At 65.8% G+C, this 19,883-nt stretch carries 18 protein-coding genes; 10 read left to right on the top strand and 8 right to left on the bottom strand.

Annotated elements, in window-relative coordinates:
- Positions 1 to 86 precede the first annotated feature (86 nt).
- From AB7G19_RS20265 to AB7G19_RS20255, 3 genes are all read right to left on the bottom strand, one after another.
- Positions 87 to 1,298, bottom strand: coding sequence for an MFS transporter (locus AB7G19_RS20265; RefSeq protein WP_085404603.1), 1,212 nt, complete (start codon positions 1,296 to 1,298; stop codon positions 87 to 89).
- Complete coding sequence (gene kdsA / locus AB7G19_RS20260; protein ID WP_354100063.1) at positions 1,298 to 2,149, bottom strand: 3-deoxy-8-phosphooctulonate synthase; 852 nt, start codon at positions 2,147 to 2,149, stop codon at positions 1,298 to 1,300. Before kdsA ends, AB7G19_RS20265 begins: the two co-directional genes overlap by 1 nt.
- A 128-nt stretch (positions 2,150 to 2,277) precedes the next feature.
- Positions 2,278 to 2,604 (bottom strand): NIPSNAP family protein, encoded by a 327-nt coding sequence (locus tag AB7G19_RS20255; protein ID WP_063983065.1) that lies wholly within the window; start codon positions 2,602 to 2,604, stop codon positions 2,278 to 2,280.
- Between the two features lie 184 nt (positions 2,605 to 2,788).
- On the opposite strand from AB7G19_RS20255, the gene AB7G19_RS20250 reads away from it, so the two are divergent.
- The 3 genes from AB7G19_RS20250 (at position 2,789) to AB7G19_RS20240 (ending at position 5,608) form a co-directional block, all read left to right on the top strand.
- Positions 2,789 to 3,463 (top strand): response regulator transcription factor, encoded by a 675-nt coding sequence (locus AB7G19_RS20250; RefSeq protein ID WP_028156062.1) that lies wholly within the window; start codon positions 2,789 to 2,791, stop codon positions 3,461 to 3,463.
- Positions 3,460 to 4,836 (top strand): sensor histidine kinase, encoded by a 1,377-nt coding sequence (locus tag AB7G19_RS20245; RefSeq protein WP_354100062.1) that lies wholly within the window; start codon positions 3,460 to 3,462, stop codon positions 4,834 to 4,836. Before AB7G19_RS20250 ends, AB7G19_RS20245 begins: the two co-directional genes overlap by 4 nt.
- Before the next feature lie 109 nt (positions 4,837 to 4,945).
- Positions 4,946 to 5,608: a class I SAM-dependent methyltransferase gene (locus AB7G19_RS20240; RefSeq protein ID WP_354100061.1), complete on the top strand. Its 663-nt coding sequence runs from the start codon at positions 4,946 to 4,948 to the stop codon at positions 5,606 to 5,608.
- 4 nt (positions 5,609 to 5,612) lie between these two features.
- On the opposite strand, the gene AB7G19_RS20235 is transcribed toward AB7G19_RS20240, so the two are convergent.
- The 3 genes from AB7G19_RS20235 to tpiA all read right to left on the bottom strand — a co-directional run bounded on the left by AB7G19_RS20235 (position 5,613) and on the right by tpiA (position 8,693).
- Positions 5,613 to 7,244 carry a CTP synthase gene (locus tag AB7G19_RS20235; protein WP_014494987.1) on the bottom strand — a complete coding sequence of 544 codons (1,632 nt, stop codon included), beginning with the start codon at positions 7,242 to 7,244 and terminating at the stop codon, positions 5,613 to 5,615.
- Between the two features lie 166 nt (positions 7,245 to 7,410).
- Positions 7,411 to 7,797 (bottom strand): preprotein translocase subunit SecG, encoded by a 387-nt coding sequence (secG, locus tag AB7G19_RS20230; protein ID WP_063983061.1) that lies wholly within the window; start codon positions 7,795 to 7,797, stop codon positions 7,411 to 7,413.
- Positions 7,798 to 7,937: 140 nt separating this feature from the next.
- Positions 7,938 to 8,693, bottom strand: a complete 756-nt coding sequence (gene tpiA / locus AB7G19_RS20225) for a triose-phosphate isomerase (RefSeq protein ID WP_354100060.1) — start codon at positions 8,691 to 8,693, stop codon at positions 7,938 to 7,940.
- Positions 8,694 to 8,916: 223 nt separating this feature from the next.
- Here tpiA and AB7G19_RS20220 point away from each other — a divergent pair, with 223 nt between their 5' ends.
- The 4 genes from AB7G19_RS20220 to moaC are packed head-to-tail and all read left to right on the top strand — an operon-like array spanning position 8,917 to position 13,189.
- Positions 8,917 to 10,815 (top strand): SurA N-terminal domain-containing protein, encoded by a 1,899-nt coding sequence (locus tag AB7G19_RS20220; protein WP_354130219.1) that lies wholly within the window; start codon positions 8,917 to 8,919, stop codon positions 10,813 to 10,815.
- Positions 10,816 to 10,829: 14 nt separating this feature from the next.
- Positions 10,830 to 11,843, top strand: a complete 1,014-nt coding sequence (gene trpD / locus AB7G19_RS20215) for an anthranilate phosphoribosyltransferase (protein WP_063983057.1) — start codon at positions 10,830 to 10,832, stop codon at positions 11,841 to 11,843.
- Between the two features lie 7 nt (positions 11,844 to 11,850).
- Complete coding sequence (gene trpC, locus AB7G19_RS20210; protein WP_231142079.1) at positions 11,851 to 12,669, top strand: indole-3-glycerol phosphate synthase TrpC; 819 nt, start codon at positions 11,851 to 11,853, stop codon at positions 12,667 to 12,669.
- 1 nt (position 12,670) lies between these two features.
- Positions 12,671 to 13,189 (top strand): cyclic pyranopterin monophosphate synthase MoaC, encoded by a 519-nt coding sequence (gene moaC / locus AB7G19_RS20205; RefSeq protein WP_354096066.1) that lies wholly within the window; start codon positions 12,671 to 12,673, stop codon positions 13,187 to 13,189.
- 12 nt (positions 13,190 to 13,201) lie between these two features.
- Here the strand turns inward: moaC and AB7G19_RS20200 are convergent, their stop codons facing one another.
- The gene (locus AB7G19_RS20200) at positions 13,202 to 13,795 is read right to left on the bottom strand and encodes a CGNR zinc finger domain-containing protein (RefSeq protein WP_063983054.1); all 594 of its coding nucleotides are present in this window, start codon (positions 13,793 to 13,795) and stop codon (positions 13,202 to 13,204) included.
- A 139-nt stretch (positions 13,796 to 13,934) separates the two neighbouring features.
- On the opposite strand from AB7G19_RS20200, the gene AB7G19_RS20195 reads away from it, so the two are divergent.
- Positions 13,935 to 15,350: an amidase gene (locus AB7G19_RS20195; RefSeq protein ID WP_354096067.1), complete on the top strand. Its 1,416-nt coding sequence runs from the start codon at positions 13,935 to 13,937 to the stop codon at positions 15,348 to 15,350.
- Positions 15,347 to 16,603, top strand: a complete 1,257-nt coding sequence (locus AB7G19_RS20190; protein WP_441268033.1) for an MFS transporter — start codon at positions 15,347 to 15,349, stop codon at positions 16,601 to 16,603. Before AB7G19_RS20195 ends, AB7G19_RS20190 begins: the two co-directional genes overlap by 4 nt.
- Here the strand turns inward: AB7G19_RS20190 and AB7G19_RS20185 are convergent.
- Entirely contained in the window at positions 16,584 to 16,748 is a 165-nt protein-coding gene (locus AB7G19_RS20185; protein WP_028149628.1) for a Flp family type IVb pilin, read from the bottom strand. The two genes, AB7G19_RS20190 and AB7G19_RS20185, sit on opposite strands and share 20 nt — an antisense overlap.
- Positions 16,749 to 17,059: 311 nt before the next feature.
- On the opposite strand from AB7G19_RS20185, the gene AB7G19_RS20180 reads away from it, so the two are divergent.
- On the top strand, positions 17,060 to 19,792 hold the full coding sequence (locus AB7G19_RS20180) for a bifunctional diguanylate cyclase/phosphodiesterase (RefSeq protein ID WP_354100142.1): 2,733 nt from the start codon (positions 17,060 to 17,062) through the stop codon (positions 19,790 to 19,792).
- Positions 19,793 to 19,883: the final 91 nt, after the last annotated feature.

Below are 19,883 nucleotides of genomic sequence, written 5' to 3'. Positions count from 1 at the left end.
AACGATGAGATTTGATTTAAGATTGAACGGCTTTGGCTACCAATCTCTTCCGGGAAAATACGGAAACCGGTAGTTCGATACTCCCCTCAGACCCGTGCGTCCGAGGGTGCCCGCTGCTTGAGCAGCCGGGCGCAGACGAGACCAAGCGCCACCATGATCGCGGCGCTCGTGAGCAGGGTCGAGACCTTGCCACCGTGCTGGAGGCCAAGGCCATAGGCGATCGGGCCAACGGTCTGCCCCATGAAGAAGAAGAACGAATGCAGCGACATCGCCGTTGCCCGCGCCCCGATCGACAGCTCGCTGGCAAACACCTGCAGGCAGCCGTGGATCATGTAGAACCCCCAGCCCATCGCCAGCATGCTGGCGAATTGCAGCTTCCATCCGGGACCGAAGGCGAGCACGCCGAGCTGCAGTCCGACGAGGCCCGCGCCCGCAATCATCATGCCTCTCACGCCGAGCCACGGCAGGAAGCGTGAGACCGTGAAGGTGTAGAACAGTCCGCCGATCGCAAAGCCCGCGATCACGATGCCCGCGATCGACGGTGACTTCTCGCCGAGATCGAACAGCAGCGCGGCGATGAACGGAAACAGGCCGAATACGCAGCAGCCCTCGACGAAGACCGCCGAGTAGCAGTAGCGCGTGTTGGGGTTGGCGAAGATGGTCCGGTAGCCCTGCCGCAAGGCCTTCAGATCCGTCTTCGGCGGCGCCGTCAGCGCGGCACCGCGAAAGCCCGCCGCCACCGCAACGGCCGCGATCAGGCCGAGCGCGCCGAGCATCATGAGCACACCGCGCCAGCCGATGAGTTCACCGATGATGCCGGAGGCGGTCGCACCGAGCAGATTGCCGGTCATCGAACCCGCAAGCGTGCGGCCGATCGCGACCTGCCGCTTGGCGGGAGCAACGAGGTCGGCGGTCAGGCCGAGAGCAACCGGAAACACGCCACCGGAGGCGATACCAGCGAGGATGCGGCTCGCGAACAGGCCCGAGAAGGTGGTCGCGACCGCGCCAAGAATGCAGGAGACGCCAAGCAGCGCCAGGCACAGTGTCATCAACCGCGCCTTGCCGAACAGATCGGCGGCCGCTCCGATCACCGGCTGAACCAGCGCGTAGATCAAGGCGTAGCCGGCCGCGATGCTGGCGGCCGTCGTGATACTGATCGAAAAATCTTCCGCGACATGCGGCAGGACGGGATCGAGCGCGCGCGTGGACAACGCCGCCGAGAAGCTCGCGAGCGCGATGATATTGATCGCGGGCGGAAACTTCTGGTCGGACGATGGCCCGGTCGCAGGCTGGGACATCAGCGCGTTGTGCTTTTCGTCACCGCGTCGAATGCCATCAGCGTGCGGATCAGTCCTTCGAAGTCGCGCAGCGGCACCATGTTGGGCCCGTCCGAGGGCGCGCGATCAGGGTCGGGATGGGTCTCGATGAAGACGCCGGCAACGCCGACCGCGACGGCTGCGCGCGCCAGCACCGGCACGAACTCACGCTCGCCGCCGGAGGACGTCCCCTTCCCGCCCGGCTGCTGCACCGAATGGGTGGCGTCGAAGATCACGGGCGCACCGGTGGTGCGCGCCAGGATCGGCAGCGCGCGCATGTCGGAGACCAGCGTGTTGTAGCCGAACGAGGCGCCGCGCTCGGTGACGAGCACGTTGGGATTGTTCGCGGTCGTGATCTTGGTCACGACATTGGCCATGTCCCAGGGCGCGAGGAATTGCCCCTTCTTGACGTTGACGACCTTGCCCGTCGCGGCGGCCGCCAGCAGCAGATCGGTCTGCCGGCACAGGAAGGCCGGGATCTGGAGGATGTCCACGGCTTGCGCCACCTCGGCGCACTGCGCGGCGTCATGTACATCGGTCAGGACCGGCAAGCCGAGGGAGGCGCGGATCTCGGCGAAGATCGGCAGCGACTGTGCGAGCCCGAGACCGCGTGCCGCCGACGCGCTGGTGCGGTTGGCCTTGTCGAACGAGGTCTTGTAGACGAGTCCGATCTTCAGCCGCGCGGCGATCTCCTTCAGCGCGGAGGCCACCTCCAGCGCATGTTGGCGGCTTTCGAGCTGGCACGGCCCGGCAATGATCGAGATCGGCAGATCGTTGCCGAACCTGACTGTGCCAATGGTGACGACCGGCGCCGCTGAATTCGAAGAGCTCAAGGCCAATGTCCCTCGTTTCGGCGCGACCATAGCCGCCATCAGGGTCGGATCAACCCCATTCGCCCCGGGCCACCCGAATATCAGGGTTGCGCCGGGGTTCCGTGCGAGGCCCTTGCGCCGGCGGCCCCTTACTTCACCGCCGAGAAGGCGGTCGGCGTCAGGAGCTGGCTGACGATGTTGCCGACGATCTGGCCGTCCGCTTCGCTCTCGGCACGCGCCTTCATCCAGTCCGGGTCGGTCATGAACTTGCCCCACTTCGCTTCGCGGTCGGCGAGCGAATCCCACGCCAGGAAATAGGTCAGCTCCTGGTTGGATTCGCCGATCAGCGTGGTGAAGAAGCCGGCCTGCTTGATGCCGTGCTTCTCCCAGAGCTTCAGCGTGACCGTCTCGAACCGCTTCAGGAGCGCCGGCAGGCGGCCGGGCACGCAACGGTAGATGCGCATTTCATAGATCATTCTTGTTCCTCCCTGATGACGTCGGGGGTTATAACGGCTGGCCGTGACGGTGTCTTCGGCCCTGCCCGATACCGCCCGCGGCGTCTAGCGCATGGCTTGCCGGCCCCGATCGCACCCGGTTCCCGTAATGCTGCCGCAATGATACTGCCGCTACAACGCCTCGGTTGAGGCTCAGGTGCGGATCATGCGGATTTTGCTCGTCGAGGATGAAGCGGAGATGGCCGGAGCGCTGGCCTCGGCGCTCAAGCGGTACGACATGATCGTCGATCACGTGCCAACGCTCGCCGAGGCCGAAGAGGCCATTTCCGCCGACGTGCACGCCGCCGTGCTGCTCGATCGCCAGCTGCCCGACGGCGACGGTCTTGCCCTGATTCCGAAACTGAGAGCGCGCGCCGACGGTGTGCCGATCATCGTGTTGACGGCACGCGGCGAGCTCGCCGATCGCGTCGCCGGGCTCGACAGCGGGGCGGATGATTATCTGGCAAAACCGTTCGCGGTGGAGGAATTGCTGGCGCGCCTGCGCGCGGTGTTGCGACGGCCCGCCGGGCTTCAGCCCGACATCATTCGCGCCGGCCGCCTCGCCTTCGACTTCGGCCATCGCGAGGCGAGCGTCGACGGGGCTCCGCTCGAACTGCCGCGGCGGGAGCTCCTTGTGCTCGAAGCCCTGGTCCGCCGCATGGGCCGGACCGTGCTGCGATCGGCGCTGGAGGAAGCGGTTTACAGTTTCGACGACGAGATCCAGTCGAACGCACTCGATACGCATGTCTCGCGGCTGCGCCGCAAGCTTGCCGAAGCCGACGCGCACGTGGAGATCCACGGCATCCGCGGCGTCGGCTATCTGCTGAAGAAACTGCCGTGAGCAGGCACTCCGACCCATATTGCCTGCGCTCTCGGCTGAGCTGGCGCCTGCTTTCGCTCCAGGCCGCGCTGTTCGTCGCTTTGGTCGTCGTCATCATCGGCGCACTGTGCGCTACAGGCTTCGTGCTGGTCCAACGGGACGAAGACCGCGTGATCGACGTCGTGCAGAGCGCGCTCGCGCGCGACGCAGCCGGCGGCCTGACGCTGCGGCCGACGGCTGAGCTGAAAGCCTTGCGCGAGGAGACCCCCGACCTCTGGTTGCTGGTTCGCGACAGGCAGGGGCATTCGCTCAGTGAAGGCTCCGTACCGGCTGAATTCGCCGGGATCGGCGGCGCCCTCGACCAGATCAGCCAGGCGCGGCTCGGCTGGCAGCTCTTCGAGGACGATCCACGCAAGCCGGCGGCGCGGTTGAAACGCATCGACACGGCCGTCGGCAACGTGCAGGTCATCACGGCGACGCAGGGGAAGCTCAGCGGCGCCAAGGCGGTGTTCACGACGTCGCTCGTGTTGCTGGGCATCGCGCTCCCCGGCCTGCTGTTGATGGGGACCGCGACGTTCATCGCGACGCCGATGGTCGTGCAGCGCGCTTTCAGAGGATTGGACGCGACCGCAGACCAGGCCCGGCGGATCGATATCCATCAGCGCGGCGCGCGGCTGTCAGTGGAGCAAATTCCGCTTGAAGTCGTACCGCTCGTGGCCGCGGTCAATGACGCTCTGGCGCGGCTCGATCAGGGTTACGCCCGCCACAAGCGCTTCGTTGCCGACGCCGCGCACGAGCTGCGTACGCCGATCGCGATCCTGAACACGCGCCTGGAGTCATTGCCGTCGGGACCGGACAAGACCCGCCTGATCGAGGATGCGGCGCGGCTCGCGACGCTTGCCGAACAATTGCTGGATATCCAGCGGCTCGACCGTTGCGGGCATCCATTCGTGCCGGTCGACCTGGTCTCCGTCGCGCAAGGCGTTGCCGCCGACCTCGCACCACTGGCGATTGCGGCTGGCTATGAGCTGTCCTTCGACGCGCCTGCGGCGCGGATCGACGTACTCGGCGACGCGGCCGCGCTCGAACGCGCGCTGACTAACCTCGTGCAGAATGCCATCCAGCACGGCCCTCGCCGCGGCACGATCGTCATTCGTGTCAGCCGTCCCGCCAGCATCGAGGTCACCGACGAGGGCGCGGGCATTCCGGCCGATCAGCGCGAGCTGATCTTCGAGCCGTTCTACCGGCTCACGCCGCTCGATCGCGGCGCCGGCCTCGGCCTCAACATGGTGCACGAGATCATGCTCCTCCATGGCGGTCACGTTTCGGTCCTGGACGGACCGAACGGCGGTGCGTGCTTCAGGATGACGCTGCCGCCCCTGCAACAGGGCTGATTCAATTCGTCTCTGCGTCTCAAGCGCAATGCTGTCGCAATGCGCTCAGGCGACTCTTCGACCGCCTCACCTCTGCTTTGCGAGGCGCAATCGAAATGCCGGAGTGCGCATGCCCAACGATTTCCTCTCATTCTTCCTGTCCTGGATGTCGGCCCCGCGGCGGGTCGGCGCGATCGCGCCTTCGGGCGCAGCCCTTGCCGATCTCATCACCCGCGAGATCACCGCAACGACCGGCCCGATCCTCGAGCTCGGCCCCGGCACCGGCGCTTTCACCTACAAGCTCCTGAAACGCGGCGTGCACCAGCAGGACCTCACGCTGATCGAATACGGCTCGGACTTCACCAAGCTCCTGCAAATCCGTTTTCCCGGCGCGCGCGTGTTGTGGATGGATGCAGGACGGCTCACGACGGAGCGGCTCTATGACGGCGCGCCGGTCGGCGCCGTGGTCAGCGGCCTGCCGCTGCTCAATATGTCGACGCGCAAGGTCGTCTCCATCATCGGCGGTGCGTTCCGTTACGTCCGCCCGGGAGGCGCGTTCTATCAGTTCACCTACGGGATGAGCTGCCCGGTGCCGCGGCCGGTGCTCGACCGGCTGGGCTTGCGTGCAAAGCTGGTGGATCGCGCCTTGCTGAACGTGCCGCCGGCCGCCGTCTACAAGCTGACGCGACGGCCGCAGATGAAGATCGTCACGGGAACGCTTGCGCCCGATGCCTCAATGCCGGTCGCGCCGGCGCCGATGCACCTCGTGCGCGACTACACCGCTGCGCCCTGAGACATCACACCAGCCGCGACTGCACCATCGCCGCCTGAATGAACGAGGCGAAGAGAGGATGAGGCTCAAAAGGCCGCGACTTCAGCTCGGGGTGGAACTGAACGCCGATGAACCAGGGATGATCCTCGTACTCGACGATCTCCGGCAGCACGCCATCGGGCGAGAGGCCGGAGAATTTCAGCCCGTGCTGCTCGAGGCGGTCCTTGTAGGCGGTGTTGACCTCGTAGCGGTGGCGGTGGCGCTCAGAAATCTCGGTCGCGCCGCCATAGACCTGCGAGACGCGGCTGCCGCGGTTGAGCGCCGCGGGATAGGCGCCGAGACGCATCGTGCCGCCGAGATCGCCGGCCTTGGAGCGCTTCTCGAGCTCGTTGCCGCGCAGCCATTCGGTCATCAGGCCGACCAGCGGCTCCTTGGTCGGGCCGAACTCGGTGGAGTTGGCGTCCTCGATGCCGACGAGGTTTCGCGCGGCCTCGATCACCGCCATCTGCATGCCGAAGCAGATGCCGAAATACGGCACGTCGCGCTCGCGCGCGAACTGCGCCGCGCGGATCTTGCCTTCGGCGCCGCGCTGGCCGAAGCCGCCCGGCACCAGAATGCCATTGACGTGTTCGAGGAACGGCGCGGGATCTTCCTTCTCGAAGATCTCGCTCTCGATCCAGTCGAGATTGACCTTCACCTTGTTGGCGATGCCGCCATGCGAGAGCGCCTCGATCAGCGACTTATACGCATCCTTCATGCCGGTATATTTGCCGACGATGGCGATGGTGACGTTGCCTTCGGGATTGCGGACGCGCTCGTTGATCTGCTGCCAGCTTCGCAGCTCCGGAGGAATCCGCGAGCCGATGCCGAAGGCGGCGAGCACTTCGTCGTCGAGGCCCGCGTTATGATAGGCCTCGGGCACGGCGTAGATGTTGTCGACGTCGCGCGCCTCGATCACGGCGCTTTCGCGCACGTTGCAGAACAGCCCGAGCTTGCGCCGCTCTTCCTTCGGGATCTCGCGGTCGGTGCGGCAGAGCAGGATGTCCGGCTGGATGCCGATCGAGCGCAGCTCCTTCACCGAGTGCTGCGTCGGCTTGGTCTTCAGCTCGCCCGCGCTCGGGATGTAAGGCAGCAGCGTCAGATGAATGTAGACGGCATGATCGCGCGGCAGCTCGTTCTTGAGCTGACGAATCGCCTCGAAGAAAGGCAGGCCCTCGATGTCGCCGACGGTGCCGCCGATCTCGACCAGCACGAAGTCGTAATCGTCATTGCCGGAGAGGACGAATTCCTTGATGGCGTTGGTGACGTGCGGAACCACCTGGATGGTCGCGCCGAGATAATCGCCGCGCCGCTCCTTGGAGATGATGTCCTGGTAGATGCGCCCGGTGGTGATGTTGTCCTGCTTGGTCGCAGGCCGGCCGGTGAAGCGCTCGTAGTGACCGAGATCGAGATCGGTCTCCGCGCCGTCATCGGTCACGAACACTTCGCCGTGCTGATACGGCGACATCGTTCCGGGATCGAGGTTGAGATAGGGGTCGAGCTTGCGGAGGCGGACCTTGTAGCCCCGGGCTTGCAACAGGGCACCGAGTGCCGCTGAAGCCAGACCCTTGCCGAGCGAAGAGACCACGCCGCCGGTGATGAATATGTACCGCGCCATGGGACTTAACCTCTAATCCCTCGAATTCGATTCGCCAAAGCGATTCGTATTCCGCCCCAAATATTTTGCGGGCCTGTGGGTGAGCCAAAACTAAGAGTGGTGACAGAGCCTTGATGGGGATTCTTGATGCAGGACGGTAGAAGCCGCCCTGCATGGCCCCCCTGCTTTATTGCGAGCGCGGCACCTGCGGGCCGGCTGGCGCCTGGTTCTGCTGCTGTTCGTCGGCCTTCTTCAGCGAATCCAGGATGCCGCCCGAGGTCGGCGGCGCGATCGGGGCGCCTCCGGCCGGCTGGGTCTGGGACGCCGGCGCGCCGATGATCGACGAAGGCGCCCGGTTGTAGCCGGCATGCCAGGACAGGAACAGGCTGGTGAGGAAGAAGCCCCCAGCCAGGATCGCGGTGGTCCGCGTCAAAAGGTTCGCGGTGCCGCGGCTCGACATGAAGCCTGCGCCTCCGCCCATGCCGAGGCCGCCGCCTTCCGACTTCTGAAGCAGGACGGCGCCGATCATGACGGCGACGATCATGAGGTGAATGACGATGACAACAGTCTGCATAGTGTCCTTCCGTCACAAGCCGACAGCGCCGAGACGGCGGCCGATCGCGCTTCGCGGGTTTTCCTGAAGTTGCGCGGTGTTACACGATCGGAAGAGGCATTGCCACCCCCCGATCGGCCACGGCCGCGCTTTGAGATTAGCTAGGGGCAGCCCTTCGCAATCGCAAGGAAATCGGCCGCCTTCAGGCTGGCGCCGCCGACCAGCGCGCCGTTGACGTTTTTCACGGACATCAGCTCGGTCGCGTTCGACGGCTTGACCGAGCCGCCATAGAGGATGCGCATCCTGGCCCCGTCCGCCCTGAACCGGGAGGTCAGGAGTTCCCGGATAAAGCTATGAATCTGCTCGACATCCTGGGCCGTCGGGGTCAGGCCGGTGCCGATCGCCCAGACCGGCTCATAGGCCACGACCAGGTTGGCGGCGGTCGAGCCGTCCGGCAGCGAGCCGTCGAGTTGGCCGCGCAGGATGTCCAGTGTCTGGCCGGCATCGCGCTGGCCCTGCGTCTCACCGATGCAGACGATCGCGGTGACGCCGGCGCGCCAGGCGGCCTCGGCCTTCTGCCGGATCAGGGCATCGCCCTCGCCGTGGTCGGCGCGACGCTCGGAATGGCCGACGATGATGGCGGTCGCACCGGCATCGGCCAGCATTTCGGCAGCGATATCGCCGGTATGGGCGCCGGAGGCCTTGGGGTGGCAATCCTGCGCCCCCACCGCGACCTTGCTGCCGCGCGCCTTGTCGGCGAAGGCCGCGATCAGGGTCGCCGGCGGGCAGACCAGCAGGTCGGCCTTGGCGGCCACCTCTGCCGCGCCTTTGAGCATGGCGTCGAATTCGGCAGCCGAGCCCTTGAGGCCGTTCATTTTCCAATTGCCGGCGATCAGCGGTCGGATGGCGTCGGTCATGTCAATTTCCAGCAAAATGAGGTTTGTGCATCCGCTAGCAGAGCTGTCGCGGCAGTTCCAGAGAGCCCAGGGCTTTTAACCGCAGCGTCGAGGGACCGCGTGGCCTGAGGTTGCGGGGGGAAAGCCACCACTTTATGATGATTGATCAATTTGGTGACGCGCTTTTGCGGAATCTGCATTAAGACGCGCTCCCGTTCCCCTCCTGCCAAACAAGTTGGACCAAATGCTTCGAGGAATGCGCAAGGCCTCATCAAACTGGCTCGGCAAGACCATTATGGCCGTGGTGATGGGCGTGTTGATCATCAGTTTCGGCGTTTGGGGCATCGCCGACATCTTCAAAGGCTTCGGGCAGTCCACGGTGGCCAAGGTCGGCAGCACCGAGATTTCGTTGAACGAGTTCCGGCAGACCTATACCGACCGGCTGCAACAGATCAGCCGCCAGTTCGGCCGGCCGCTGACGCCTGACCAGGCGCGTGCCTTCGGCCTCGACCGCCAGGTGCTCCAGCAGACGATCGCGGAAGCCGCCCTCGACGAAGAAGCCCGCCGGCTCGGGCTCGGCCAGTCCGACGAGCAGATCCGCCAGGTCATCATGAACGACCCCAACTTCAAAGGCGTCGGCGGCAGCTTCGATCCGAACCGCTTCCAGGCCGTGATCCGCAATTTCGGCTATACCGAGCAGCGCTACGTCTCCGAGCAGCGCAAGGTGTCGCTGCGCCGGCAGATCACCGGCACGATCGGCGCCGGCCTCGAACCGCCGAAGGCCATGATCGACGTGCTGACGCGCTTCCAGAACGAGCAGCGCGCGATCGAATTCGTCAGGCTCGACGCCGCGCAGGCCGGCACCATCGACGCTCCCTCGCCCGAAGCCCTCGCCGCCTATTTCGAGGATCACAAGGTCCAGTTCCGCGCGCCCGAATATCGCAAGATTTCCTTTGTCGTGGTCTCGCCGGAAGAGATCGGCAAATGGAGCGAGGTCTCCGACGGGGACGCCAAGAAAGTGTTCGACCAGCGCAAGGACCGGCTCGGCACGCCGGAGAAGCGCCAGATCCATCAGATCGTATTCCCCAACGTCGCCGAGGCGCAGGCCGCACGCGAGCGTCTCGCCGGCGGAATGTCGTTCGAGGACCTCGGCAAGGAGCGCGGGCTGAGCAGCTCCGATGTCGACCTCGGGCTCGTGACCAAATCGTCGCTCGACCCCGCGGTCGGCGATGCCGCCTTCGCGCTTCCCGCGGGCGAGATCAGCCAGCCGATCCAGGGCCGTCTCGGCACCTCCATCGTCAAGGTCGACAAGATCGAACCGGGCAGTGAAGCGAACTACGCCAGCCTCGCCGGCGACATCAAGCGCGAGATCGCCACCGAGCGCGCCCGCGTCAAGGTCAACGATCTCCGCGACAAGATGGAAGACGAGCGCGGCGGCGGCGCCAGCGTGATCGACGCGGCGCAGAAGCTCGGCCTCACTGCCGTGACCATCGACGCCGTCGACCGCTCCGGCCGTGCCCCGAACGGCCAGCCAGTCACCAGCATCCCGCAGGGCCTCGACGTGGTGTCGCAGGCCTTCAACACCGATGTCGGCGTCGACAACGACGCGATCTCGTTCAAGGGCGGCTATGTCTGGTACGACGTGCTCGCCATCACGCCCTCGCGCGACCGCAATCTCGACGAGGTGCGCGACCAGGTCGAGGCGCGCTGGCGCCAGGACCAGATCGCCGCCAAGCTGAAGACCAAGGCGACCGAGATGGTGCAGAAGCTCGAACAGGGCGGCAAGCTCGCTGACGAGGCCGCCGCGATCAACGCCAAGGTCGAGACCGCCTCCGGCTTCAAGCGCGACGACTCGCCCGCCGGCGTGCCCGCCAGCGTCGTTGCGGCCGCCTTCCGCACCGCCAAGGACGGGGTCGGACAGACCGCGGTGAGCGGCGGCAGCGAGGTGATCGTCTTCCGCGTCACCGACATCGTCGAACCCGCGGTCGACGCCGCGTCCGACGCGGTGAAGAAGCTGAAGGACAGCCTCGACCGCGCGTTGACCGACGAGCAGGTCGCCTCCTACGTCAACAAGCTTGAAACCGACATCGGGACCACCATTAATCAGGCCGCCTTCGCGCAGGTGACCGGCGCGAACCAGTGAATTGAAAGCACGCGATGGACGACCTGAAATCGATCATTGGAAAAGTGGCGACCGGCGCCAGCCTGTCGCGTGACGAAGCGGCTTCCGCCTTCGACGCCATGATGTCCGGCGAGGCCACGCCCTCGCAGATGGGTGGCCTCCTGATGGCGCTGCGGGTGCGCGGCGAGACCGTGGACGAAATCACCGGCGCGGTCTCGGCGATGCGTTCCAAGATGCTCACGGTCGACGCGCCCGCGGACGCCGTCGACATCGTCGGCACCGGCGGTGACGGCTCCGGCTCGGTCAACGTCTCGACCTGCGCGTCCTTCATCGTCTCGGGCACCGGCCTGCCGGTGGCCAAGCACGGCAACCGTGCGCTGTCGTCGCGCTCGGGCGCCGCCGACGTGCTGGCGTCGCTCGGCGTGAAAATCGACCTCAGGCCCGAGCAGGTCGGCCGCTGTGTGCGCGAATGCGGCATCGGCTTCATGTTCGCCCCTGCCCACCATCCGGCGATGAAGAACGTCGGCCCGACCCGGGTCGAGCTTGCGACACGCACGATCTTCAATCTGCTCGGCCCCCTGTCCAACCCGGCCGGCGTCAAGCGCCAGATGGTCGGCGTGTTCTCGCGGCAATGGGTGCAGCCGCTTGCGCAGGTGCTGAAAAACCTCGGCTCGGAATCCGCCTGGGTGGTGCATGGCTCCGACGGCCTCGACGAGATCACCCTCACGGGCCCGACCTTCGTCTCCGCGCTCCATAATGGCGAGATCCGGAATTTCGAGGTGACGCCGGAGGACGCCGGCCTACCGCGCTGCGATCCCGGTGCGCTCAGGGGCGGTGACGCCGACGCCAATGCGATCGCCTTGCAGAGCGTGCTCGACGGCAAGCCGAGCCCCTACCGCGATGTCGCGCTGATCAACGCCGCCGCAGCGTTGGTCGTGGCCGGCCGCGCCAAGGATCTCAAGGAAGGCGTTGCGATCGGTGCGAAGTCGCTCGACAGCGGCGCCGCGAGCGCGCGGCTGAAGCATTTGATCGCGATCTCGAACGGCTGAACCTGACATGTCTGACATCCTGACCAAGATCGAAGCCTACAAGCGCGAAGAGATCGCAGCCGCCAAGCGCGCGCAGCCGCTCTCGGAAGTCGAGGCCAAAGCCAAGGCGCAGGGAGCCCCACGCGGCTTCGTGCGCGCGATCAAGGCCAAGCACGCCAATGGCGACTACGCGCTGATTGCCGAGGTCAAGAAAGCCTCGCCGTCGAAGGGGCTGATCCGCGCCGATTTCGATCCGCCGCTGCTCGCCAAGGCCTATGAGGCCGGCGGTGCGGTCTGTCTGTCGGTCCTGACCGACACGCCCTCGTTCCAGGGCCATCTCGATTTCATGGTGGCGGCGCGCGCGGCAACGTCGCTCCCGGTGCTGCGCAAGGATTTCATGTTCGACACCTATCAGGTGATTGAAGCGCGTGCGCATGGCGCCGACTGCATCCTGATCATCATGGCCGCGCTCGACGATGCCACCGCCAAGGATCTCGAGGACGCCGCCCTCGCCTACGGCATGGACGTACTGATCGAAATCCACGACCGCGCCGAGCTCGACCGTGCGCTGAAGCTGCGTTCGCCGATGATCGGCGTCAACAACCGCAATTTGCGCACCTTTGAGACCACGCTCGCGACCAGCGAGACGCTGGCGCCGCTGATCCCAGCGGAACGGCTGATGGTCGGCGAGAGCGGCATCTTCACGCCCGCCGATCTCGCCCGGCTCGAGCGCGTCGGCATGTCGACCTTCCTGGTCGGCGAGAGCCTGATGCGGCAGGCCGACGTGACCGCCGCCACGCGCACGCTGCTCGCGCGTGAGACTGCGCGCGCGACGAGTACGCGCTGACATGGCGCGCAAGCCCGCCAAGGCCAGGCAATCCAAGACGAAAGCCGGCCCTGCCCTCACCCATATCGGCGCCTCCGGCGAGGCGCGGATGGTGGACGTGTCGGACAAGCCCGCGACCGAGCGGCTCGCGGTCGCCGAAGGCCACGTCATCATGACCAAGGCGACGCTTGATCTCATCGTCTCGGGCAACGCCAAGAAAGGCGACGTGCTCGGCACCGCGCGCATCGCCGGCATCATGGCCGCCAAACGCACCTCGGAGCTGATCCCGCTCTGTCATCCCCTCGCGCTGTCGAAGGTCACGGTCGACATCGAGCCCGACGCGAAACTGCCAGGCTGCCTCGTCCGCGCCAGCGTGAAGGTGACGGGCCCGACCGGCGTCGAGATGGAGGCGCTCACGGCGGTGTCGGTCGCCTGCCTCACCATCTACGACATGATCAAGGCGGTCGAACGCGGCGTGCGCATCGAGGGCATCCATCTGGTCGAGAAGCTCGGCGGCAAGTCGGGCCACTACCGCGCCTGAACGCCGCGTGATCTATTTCGCCTCGCGCTGCCGCTCGCGATAGGCGCGCGTCTTCATCCGGTTGCCGCACAGCGTCGACATGCACCACCGCCGCGTCGATGGTTTCGAGCGGTCGAAGAACACCCGGCGGCATTCCTCCGACGCGCACATCTTCAGCCGGTCCAGCGTTCCCACAAGCGTTGCGTCATGAAGCTCGATCGCGATGGCCGAGAGGCCTGCGAGCGCATCCTCGCGCGCTGCCGACAGCATCGCGCCACGGCCTGCGCGCGCCTCCACCCGCAACGGAAACGGCGCGAGCGCCTCATTGAGCGTGCCGAGAACGCTCCTGTTCCGGGGCCGCTCGGCGGGCTCACATTGCAGATAGGCGCGCAAGGCGCCGCGCAGTCGTAGCGCGGTCTCAAACATCGCGGGCGTGACACGCCCGCCCTCGGCGCCAAGGCCGCGTTCCCGCATCCAGTCCGCAAGTTCCTTCGGCCCGCCAAGCTCATCGCTCTCCGGGTGCTCCACGCCGAAATGCATGAAGTGGCGAACATCGAGCGTGTTGGCGAAATCGTAGACGTTTGCCAGCGTGTCGGGAACCTGGAATTTGCGAGACTCTTTCGACATCGGGACACCAAAGATTTGAACACCAGTAAAACAGATTTACTGGTTGACAGCAAGCGACACCTGTATCCTAATTATACTAGTGTCGAATCCTTCGGGATCGAGCGCCCATTGCGATCACCAGAACGGAGACCCCGAACCGATGGCCGACGCCCTGCACTATCTCGAACTCACCGCGCTCGCAGCACGCCTCAAGGCGCGCGACATCTCCGCGCTGGACGTGACGCGCGCGCAACTCGACCGTATCGACGCCATGGACCGGGATCTCGGCAGCTACGTTCACGTGATGGCAGAAACGGCCATCGCCGAGGCAAAAGCCGCGGACGCCGAAATCGCACAGGGTCGGTATCGGGGGCCGCTGCATGGCGTGCCGATTGCGCTCAAGGACCTGTTCTGGACCAAGGGCATTCCGACGGCGGCCGGCACCATGCTTCATCGCGACTTTCGTCCCCACGAAGACGCAACCGTCGTGCGCCGGCTCAAGGACGCGGGCGCCGTGATACTCGGCAAGCTGCAACTCACCGAGGGCGCCTATTCCGATCACCATCCGTTGGTGACGCCGCCGAAGAATCCGTGGAATGCGAGTTACTGGCCGGGCATTTCGTCCAGTGGCTCGGCGGTCGCAACCGCTGCCGGGCTTTGCTTCGGCTCGCTCGGCTCCGACACCGGCGGTTCGATCCGCTGGCCGTGCGCCGCCAACGGGCTGACCGGATTGAAGCCGAGCTGGGGTCGCGTCAGCCGACACGGCGCCTTCGAGCTGGCCGCGACGCTCGACCATGTCGGACCGATCGGCCGCAGCGCGGCCGATGCGGGCGCACTGCTCGGCGTCCTTGCCGGACACGACCCCAACGACCCGACCTCGGTATTCGATCCGGTGCCCGACTATCTGGCCGCGGCCGCACAGGACGTGCGGGGCTTGCGGATCGGCGTCGATGCCGCCTGGAACAGCGACGACGTGGACGTTACGACACAGCACGTGCTGGCAGACGCCATCGATGCGTTCCGCGCGCTAGGCGCCGGCATCGTCGATGTCAGATTTCCCGACGTCATGCAGGCGATTGCCGACTGGACACCGAATTGTGCGGTAGAAGCTGCGGTCGCGCACGAGGCGACCTATCCTGCCCGCAAGAACGAGTATGGCCCGATGCTCGCCTCGCTGATCGAGGCCGGTCGCGCGCTCTCCGCTCTCGATTATCAGAAGATCCTGCTGCGGCGGCTGGCGCTGCGCGGCCGCGTCACCGCGCTGTTCGAGACCATTGACCTGCTGCTGATCCCGGTACACCCGTTCCCGCCGGTGACGCTCGCCATGACCCAGACGCTCGGCGAGCAGCCGGATCTGATCGCGAAGCTGCAGCGATACACCTGCCCGTTCGACGTGACCGGTCATCCCACGATCGCGCTACCGGGTGGTGCATCAGCAGACGGACTGCCGATCGCGTTCCAGCTCGTCGCCGCTCATCTCGACGAGGCCATGCTCGTGCGCGCCGGCGCGGCGTTCCAGCGTGCCACGTCCTGGCATCGTCGCCATCCTTCCCTCAGCTCGCGGAGGCAGCATTGACCGTTCAATCCACGCTCGCTCAGCGAAGCATTTTCCATGGCTGGTTCGTCGTCGCGGCGGCATTTGCCGTCATGTTCGTCGGCTTCGGCTCCGCCTACACGTTCAGCGCATTTCTGGAGCCGCTCCAGCACGATTTCGGCGCCTCGCGCGGTTCGATCTCGCTCGTGTTTTCCATTGCGGGCTTTCTGTACTTCGCGCTCGGACTCGTCAGCGGTCCCCTCGCCGACCGGTTCGGCTCGCGTCCGCTGGCCATCGCCGGCATGATCCTGATCGCGGTCGGACTTGCGGCGGCGAGCGCGGCACGTTCCCTTGTCGAGGTCTATCTCGCCTACGGGCTGGGCGTCGGCCTCGGCCTCGGCTGCGCCTATGTTCCCGCGATCGGCGCGGTGCAACGCTGGTTCGTCAAGCGCCGCGGCTTTGCCTCCGGGCTCGCGGTGAGCGGCATCGGGCTCGGTACGCTGGCGATGCCGCCGCTGGCCTCATTGTTGATCGCATCGGTGGGCTGGCGCGGCGCCTATCTGGTGCTGGGCGCGATCGCCCTGGTGCTGGGCGGCGGAGCGTCGCTGCTGATCGAGAACGATCCGAAGCACCGCGGCCTCGGACCCGACGGCGATCCGCCTCGCGAGGCCGCGGGCGCAGGCAATGCCGGCGGCGCTTCGGTGCGCGAGGCCGTCCGGTCGACGCGGTTTGTCGCCCTCTACGTATCGTGTCTGGTCTGCTCGTTCGGCGCCTTCGTCCCGTTCGTCCATCTGGTGCCTTACGCGCGCGACCACGGGGTCACGGCGTCCTCTGCGGTGCTGCTGCTCGGCGTGATCGGGGCCGGCAGCACCGCAGGCCGCTTCTTTCTCGGCGCGCTCGCCGACCGGATGGGCCGCGACCGCTCGCTCATCATGGTCCTGGTCGGAATGGCGTTCGCGATGGCGATCTGGGCCATCGCCGCCGATGTCTGGACCCTCGCCGCTTTTGCCTTCGTCTACGGCGTGTTCTACGGCGGCTGGGTCGCGGTGCTGCCCGCTGTGATCATGGATTATTTTGGCGGACGCAATGTCAGCGGAATCATCGGTATTCTCTACACCAGCGTGGCGTTCGGCACGCTGGTTGGCCCGAGTGCGGCCGGCTTCGCCTATGACGTCAACCACAGCTATACGTTGCCGATCTTGATCAGCGCCGCCGCGAACGTCGTCGCGGCGCTGATCGTGGCGGCGATATTAGCGCGCAGCGGAGCCCACGCGATCAGCGCAGCGAAGAGCTGATCGACCCGAATTTGGCGTTAAGCTTGGAGCCCATGCCGTTCACGACGGAAATGATGGCCAGCGCGATGCCGGCGGCAATCAGGCCGTATTCGATCGCGGTCGCACCACGCTCGTCGGCGAGGAAGTTCTTCAAGGTGTTTGTCATCGTCGTGTCCTCTCTGTGTCGTCGGCAGGCATGTTCGCAAGTCACGTGCCAATGCCGACTCGAGGATCGCCAACATCTTAGATGGTTAAGCCTTGGTTGACCGTGGCACGACCGGCAGGAATTGACCGGCATCGCGAGAGAGTCCGGCAATTCCTGCACGTCTTGCGTCGCGCGCATCGATTGCTTTTGTACGCGGCCGTTCATGTCGCATTAACTGCGCTTCCTAACTTCGCCTCCATATCGTTTCCGTAAACCAACGGATGTTCTCGGGATCAAGAAGCGATCCTGACGTGTGCGCGGCAACGATCGACATGATGACGAAATACGGCAGTCGCCTCTTTGACCAGGTCTTCGTGCGCAGCGGACCGATCCGCTGGCTGGTGGTGGGCGGCACGTTGCTGATCGCGGCCATCGCCATTGGCTCGGTCCTGATGGCGCAGAATTTCCGAGAGCGCGCGCTGCGCAACAGCGGCCGCGAGCTGGAAAACACCGTCCTTCTGCTCGCTCATCATTTCGATCAGCAGTTGCAGGATTTCGCGGTCATCCAGAAGGATTTCGTCGACCACGTCCGCGCAACCGGCATCGCAAGCGCCGAGGACTATCGCAAACGCCTCTCCGGCCAGGACGTCCACCGGATGCTGCGCTCGAAGATCGAGGCGCTGCCCTACATGGGCGGCGTCAACATCAGCGATGCCGAAGGCAATCTCATCAACTCGTCGACGGCGTGGCCGGCCCCCAAAGTGAACGTCGCCGATCGCGCCTATTTTCGCACTTTCAAATACGATCCTTATTCGCCGAACGTGCTGATCGAGCCGGTGCACAGCCGCGTCTCCGGCGCCTGGACCATCCTGATCGTGCGCAAGATCGTGGGACCGAACGGCGAGTTCATGGGCGTGGTCGGACGCGGCATCGAACCGGCCAATTTCGAGAAGTTCTTCGCCTCCGTCGTGCTCGGCGAAGGCGCCACGATCTCGATGCTGCATCGCGACGGCACGCTGCTCGCTCGCTATCCCCATTCCAGCGAGCAGATGGGCAGAAATTTCAAGACCGGCCCGTTCGAGCAGCAGAGGATCTTCGGGCTCGATCACTTCGCCGGCCGCATCATGAGCCCCGTCGACGGCGAAGACCGTCTGATCTCCTCGCGTGCCCTGCCCCACTTCCCGATCCTGATGATGGCAACCACGACGCGCGCGGCGGCGCTAACGGACTGGCGCGAGCAGATCGGCATCCTGATCTCGGTTGCGGGCGCCTCCGCGCTCGCCATCGCGGGCGTGCTGATCGCGATTGTGCGCAAGCTGCTGGAGCAGCACCGCGCCTCTCGCGAGCGGCTGACGCTGGAGAAGCAGCGCCTCGACCGCGCCGTCAACAACATGACGCAGGGCCTGCTGCTGTTCGATGCCGAGCGGCGGCTGGTGATCTGCAACCAGCGCTACATCGAGATGTACGGCCTGTCAGCCGAGGTGGTGAAGCCCGGCTCCAGCTTCCACGACATCATCGCCCACCGCAAGGCGACCGGCTCGTTCACTGGCGACATCGGCGACTATGTCGTCCGTGTGCTGCGCGACATCCATGTGCGCAACTCCATGGTGGTCGACACCTCCGACGGGCGCTCGATCCACATCCTTAACGAGCCGCTCGCGGACGGCGGCTGGGTGGCGACCCACGAAGACGTCACTGAGCGCCGGCGGACCGAGGAGCGCATCACCCACCTCGCCCATTACGACGCGCTGACCGACCTGCCCAACCGCACCATGTTCCACGAGCACCTACGCGCGGAGCTCGCCGCCATCGCCGGTGGCGAAGAGATCGCGGTGCATTACATCGACATCGACGAGTTCAAGGGCGTCAACGACGCGCTCGGCCATCTCGTCGGCGACGAGCTGTTGAAATCGATCGCGACGAGCCTCAGCCGCTGCGCGGGTCTGCAGGACTTCGTGGCGCGGCTAGGCGGCGACGAATTCGCCATCGTACAGAGCGCGGTGACGTCGCTGGAGCAGGTCAACGAACTCGTCGCGCGGGTCTTCCAGGCCATCCGCGCGCCGTTCGACTGCATGGGCCATCATCTCACCACGGACGCCAGTATCGGCATCGCGCTGGCGCCACGACACGGCACCGCGCTGGACCAGATCCTGAAGAACGCGGACATGGCGATGTATGCCGCCAAGGCCGCCGGACGCCGCACCTATCGCTTCTTCGAGCCGGAGATGGACGCCAAGGTCCGCGAGCGGCGGCAGCTCGAGATCGATCTGCGCCACGCCATCGCCCAAGGTGGGCTCGAAGGAGGGCTCGAGGTCTACTACCAGCCCTGCCTCGCCCTGAAGGACGACCGCATCACCGGCTGCGAGGCGCTGGTGCGCTGGCGCCATCCCGAGCGCGGCATGGTCTCGCCCGCCGAGTTCATCCCGATCGCCGAAGACACCGGCCTGATCAACGAGATCGGCGAATGGGTGCTGGCCACGGCCTGCCGCGATGCCGCCAACTGGCCCGACGACATCCGCCTCGCCGTCAACGTCTCGCCGGTGCAGTTCAAGAGCGGCACGCTGGCGCTGAAGATCATGGCGGCCCTTGCCGCCTCCAATTTGCCGGCGAGCCGGCTCGAGCTCGAGATCACCGAGGCTGTGCTGATCCGCGACGACGACACCGCGCTTGCGATCCTGCATCAGCTCCGCACCATCGGCGTGCGCATCGCGCTCGACGATTTCGGCACCGGCTACTCCTCGCTGAGCTATCTGCACCGCTTCCCGTTCGACAAGATCAAGATCGACCGCTGCTTCGTCAGCGACATCGCCGGTCCCGACGGCTCCGCGAGCATCGTGCAGGCCGTCGTCAACCTGGCTGCCGCCCGCCGCATGACCACCACAGCCGAGGGCGTCGAGACCGAGGAGCAGCAGCGCCTGCTCCGTGCGCTCGGCTGCTCCGAGATGCAGGGCTATCTGTTCAGTGCCGCAAAACCGGCCGACAAGGTGCTGGAGCTGTTCGCGCTGCACCGCAGCCGCCTCGCCCAGCGCGGCGGCGAGGAAAGCCGGCACCGCGAGGCCAGCTAGGGCGGTCTTCCCAACAATTGGAAGCGTCACCGCACGAATTCGCCCGGGAGCGGTCATCCGCTCCCGGGCGATATCTGGACGTCGTAAGGTT

The sequence above is a fragment of the Bradyrhizobium sp. 215_C5_N1_1 genome (genome assembly GCF_052075935.1).
Lineage (GTDB): Bacteria > Pseudomonadota > Alphaproteobacteria > Rhizobiales > Xanthobacteraceae > Bradyrhizobium > Bradyrhizobium barranii.
This window is presented reverse-complemented; position numbering and strand designations above follow the sequence as displayed.

What these genes read in the sequence shown, in the direction of transcription:
- AB7G19_RS20265 (WP_085404603.1), bottom strand. Translation starts at nt 1,298, where the DNA reads ATGTCCCAGCCTGCGACCGGGCCATCGTCCGACCAGAAGTTTCCGCCC.
- AB7G19_RS20255 (WP_063983065.1), bottom strand. Translation starts at nt 2,604, where the DNA reads ATGATCTATGAAATGCGCATCTACCGTTGCGTGCCCGGCCGCCTGCCG.
- AB7G19_RS20250 (WP_028156062.1), top strand. Translation starts at nt 2,789, where the DNA reads ATGCGGATTTTGCTCGTCGAGGATGAAGCGGAGATGGCCGGAGCGCTG.
- AB7G19_RS20240 (WP_354100061.1), top strand. Translation starts at nt 4,946, where the DNA reads ATGCCCAACGATTTCCTCTCATTCTTCCTGTCCTGGATGTCGGCCCCG.
- AB7G19_RS20235 (WP_014494987.1), bottom strand. Translation starts at nt 7,244, where the DNA reads ATGGCGCGGTACATATTCATCACCGGCGGCGTGGTCTCTTCGCTCGGC.
- secG (WP_063983061.1), bottom strand. Translation starts at nt 7,797, where the DNA reads ATGCAGACTGTTGTCATCGTCATTCACCTCATGATCGTCGCCGTCATG.
- tpiA (WP_354100060.1), bottom strand. Translation starts at nt 8,693, where the DNA reads ATGACCGACGCCATCCGACCGCTGATCGCCGGCAATTGGAAAATGAAC.
- AB7G19_RS20220 (WP_354130219.1), top strand. Translation starts at nt 8,917, where the DNA reads ATGCTTCGAGGAATGCGCAAGGCCTCATCAAACTGGCTCGGCAAGACC.
- trpD (WP_063983057.1), top strand. Translation starts at nt 10,830, where the DNA reads ATGGACGACCTGAAATCGATCATTGGAAAAGTGGCGACCGGCGCCAGC.
- trpC (WP_231142079.1), top strand. Translation starts at nt 11,851, where the DNA reads ATGTCTGACATCCTGACCAAGATCGAAGCCTACAAGCGCGAAGAGATC.
- moaC (WP_354096066.1), top strand. Translation starts at nt 12,671, where the DNA reads ATGGCGCGCAAGCCCGCCAAGGCCAGGCAATCCAAGACGAAAGCCGGC.
- AB7G19_RS20200 (WP_063983054.1), bottom strand. Translation starts at nt 13,795, where the DNA reads ATGTCGAAAGAGTCTCGCAAATTCCAGGTTCCCGACACGCTGGCAAAC.
- AB7G19_RS20195 (WP_354096067.1), top strand. Translation starts at nt 13,935, where the DNA reads ATGGCCGACGCCCTGCACTATCTCGAACTCACCGCGCTCGCAGCACGC.
- AB7G19_RS20185 (WP_028149628.1), bottom strand. Translation starts at nt 16,748, where the DNA reads ATGACAAACACCTTGAAGAACTTCCTCGCCGACGAGCGTGGTGCGACC.
- AB7G19_RS20180 (WP_354100142.1), top strand. Translation starts at nt 17,060, where the DNA reads ATGATGACGAAATACGGCAGTCGCCTCTTTGACCAGGTCTTCGTGCGC.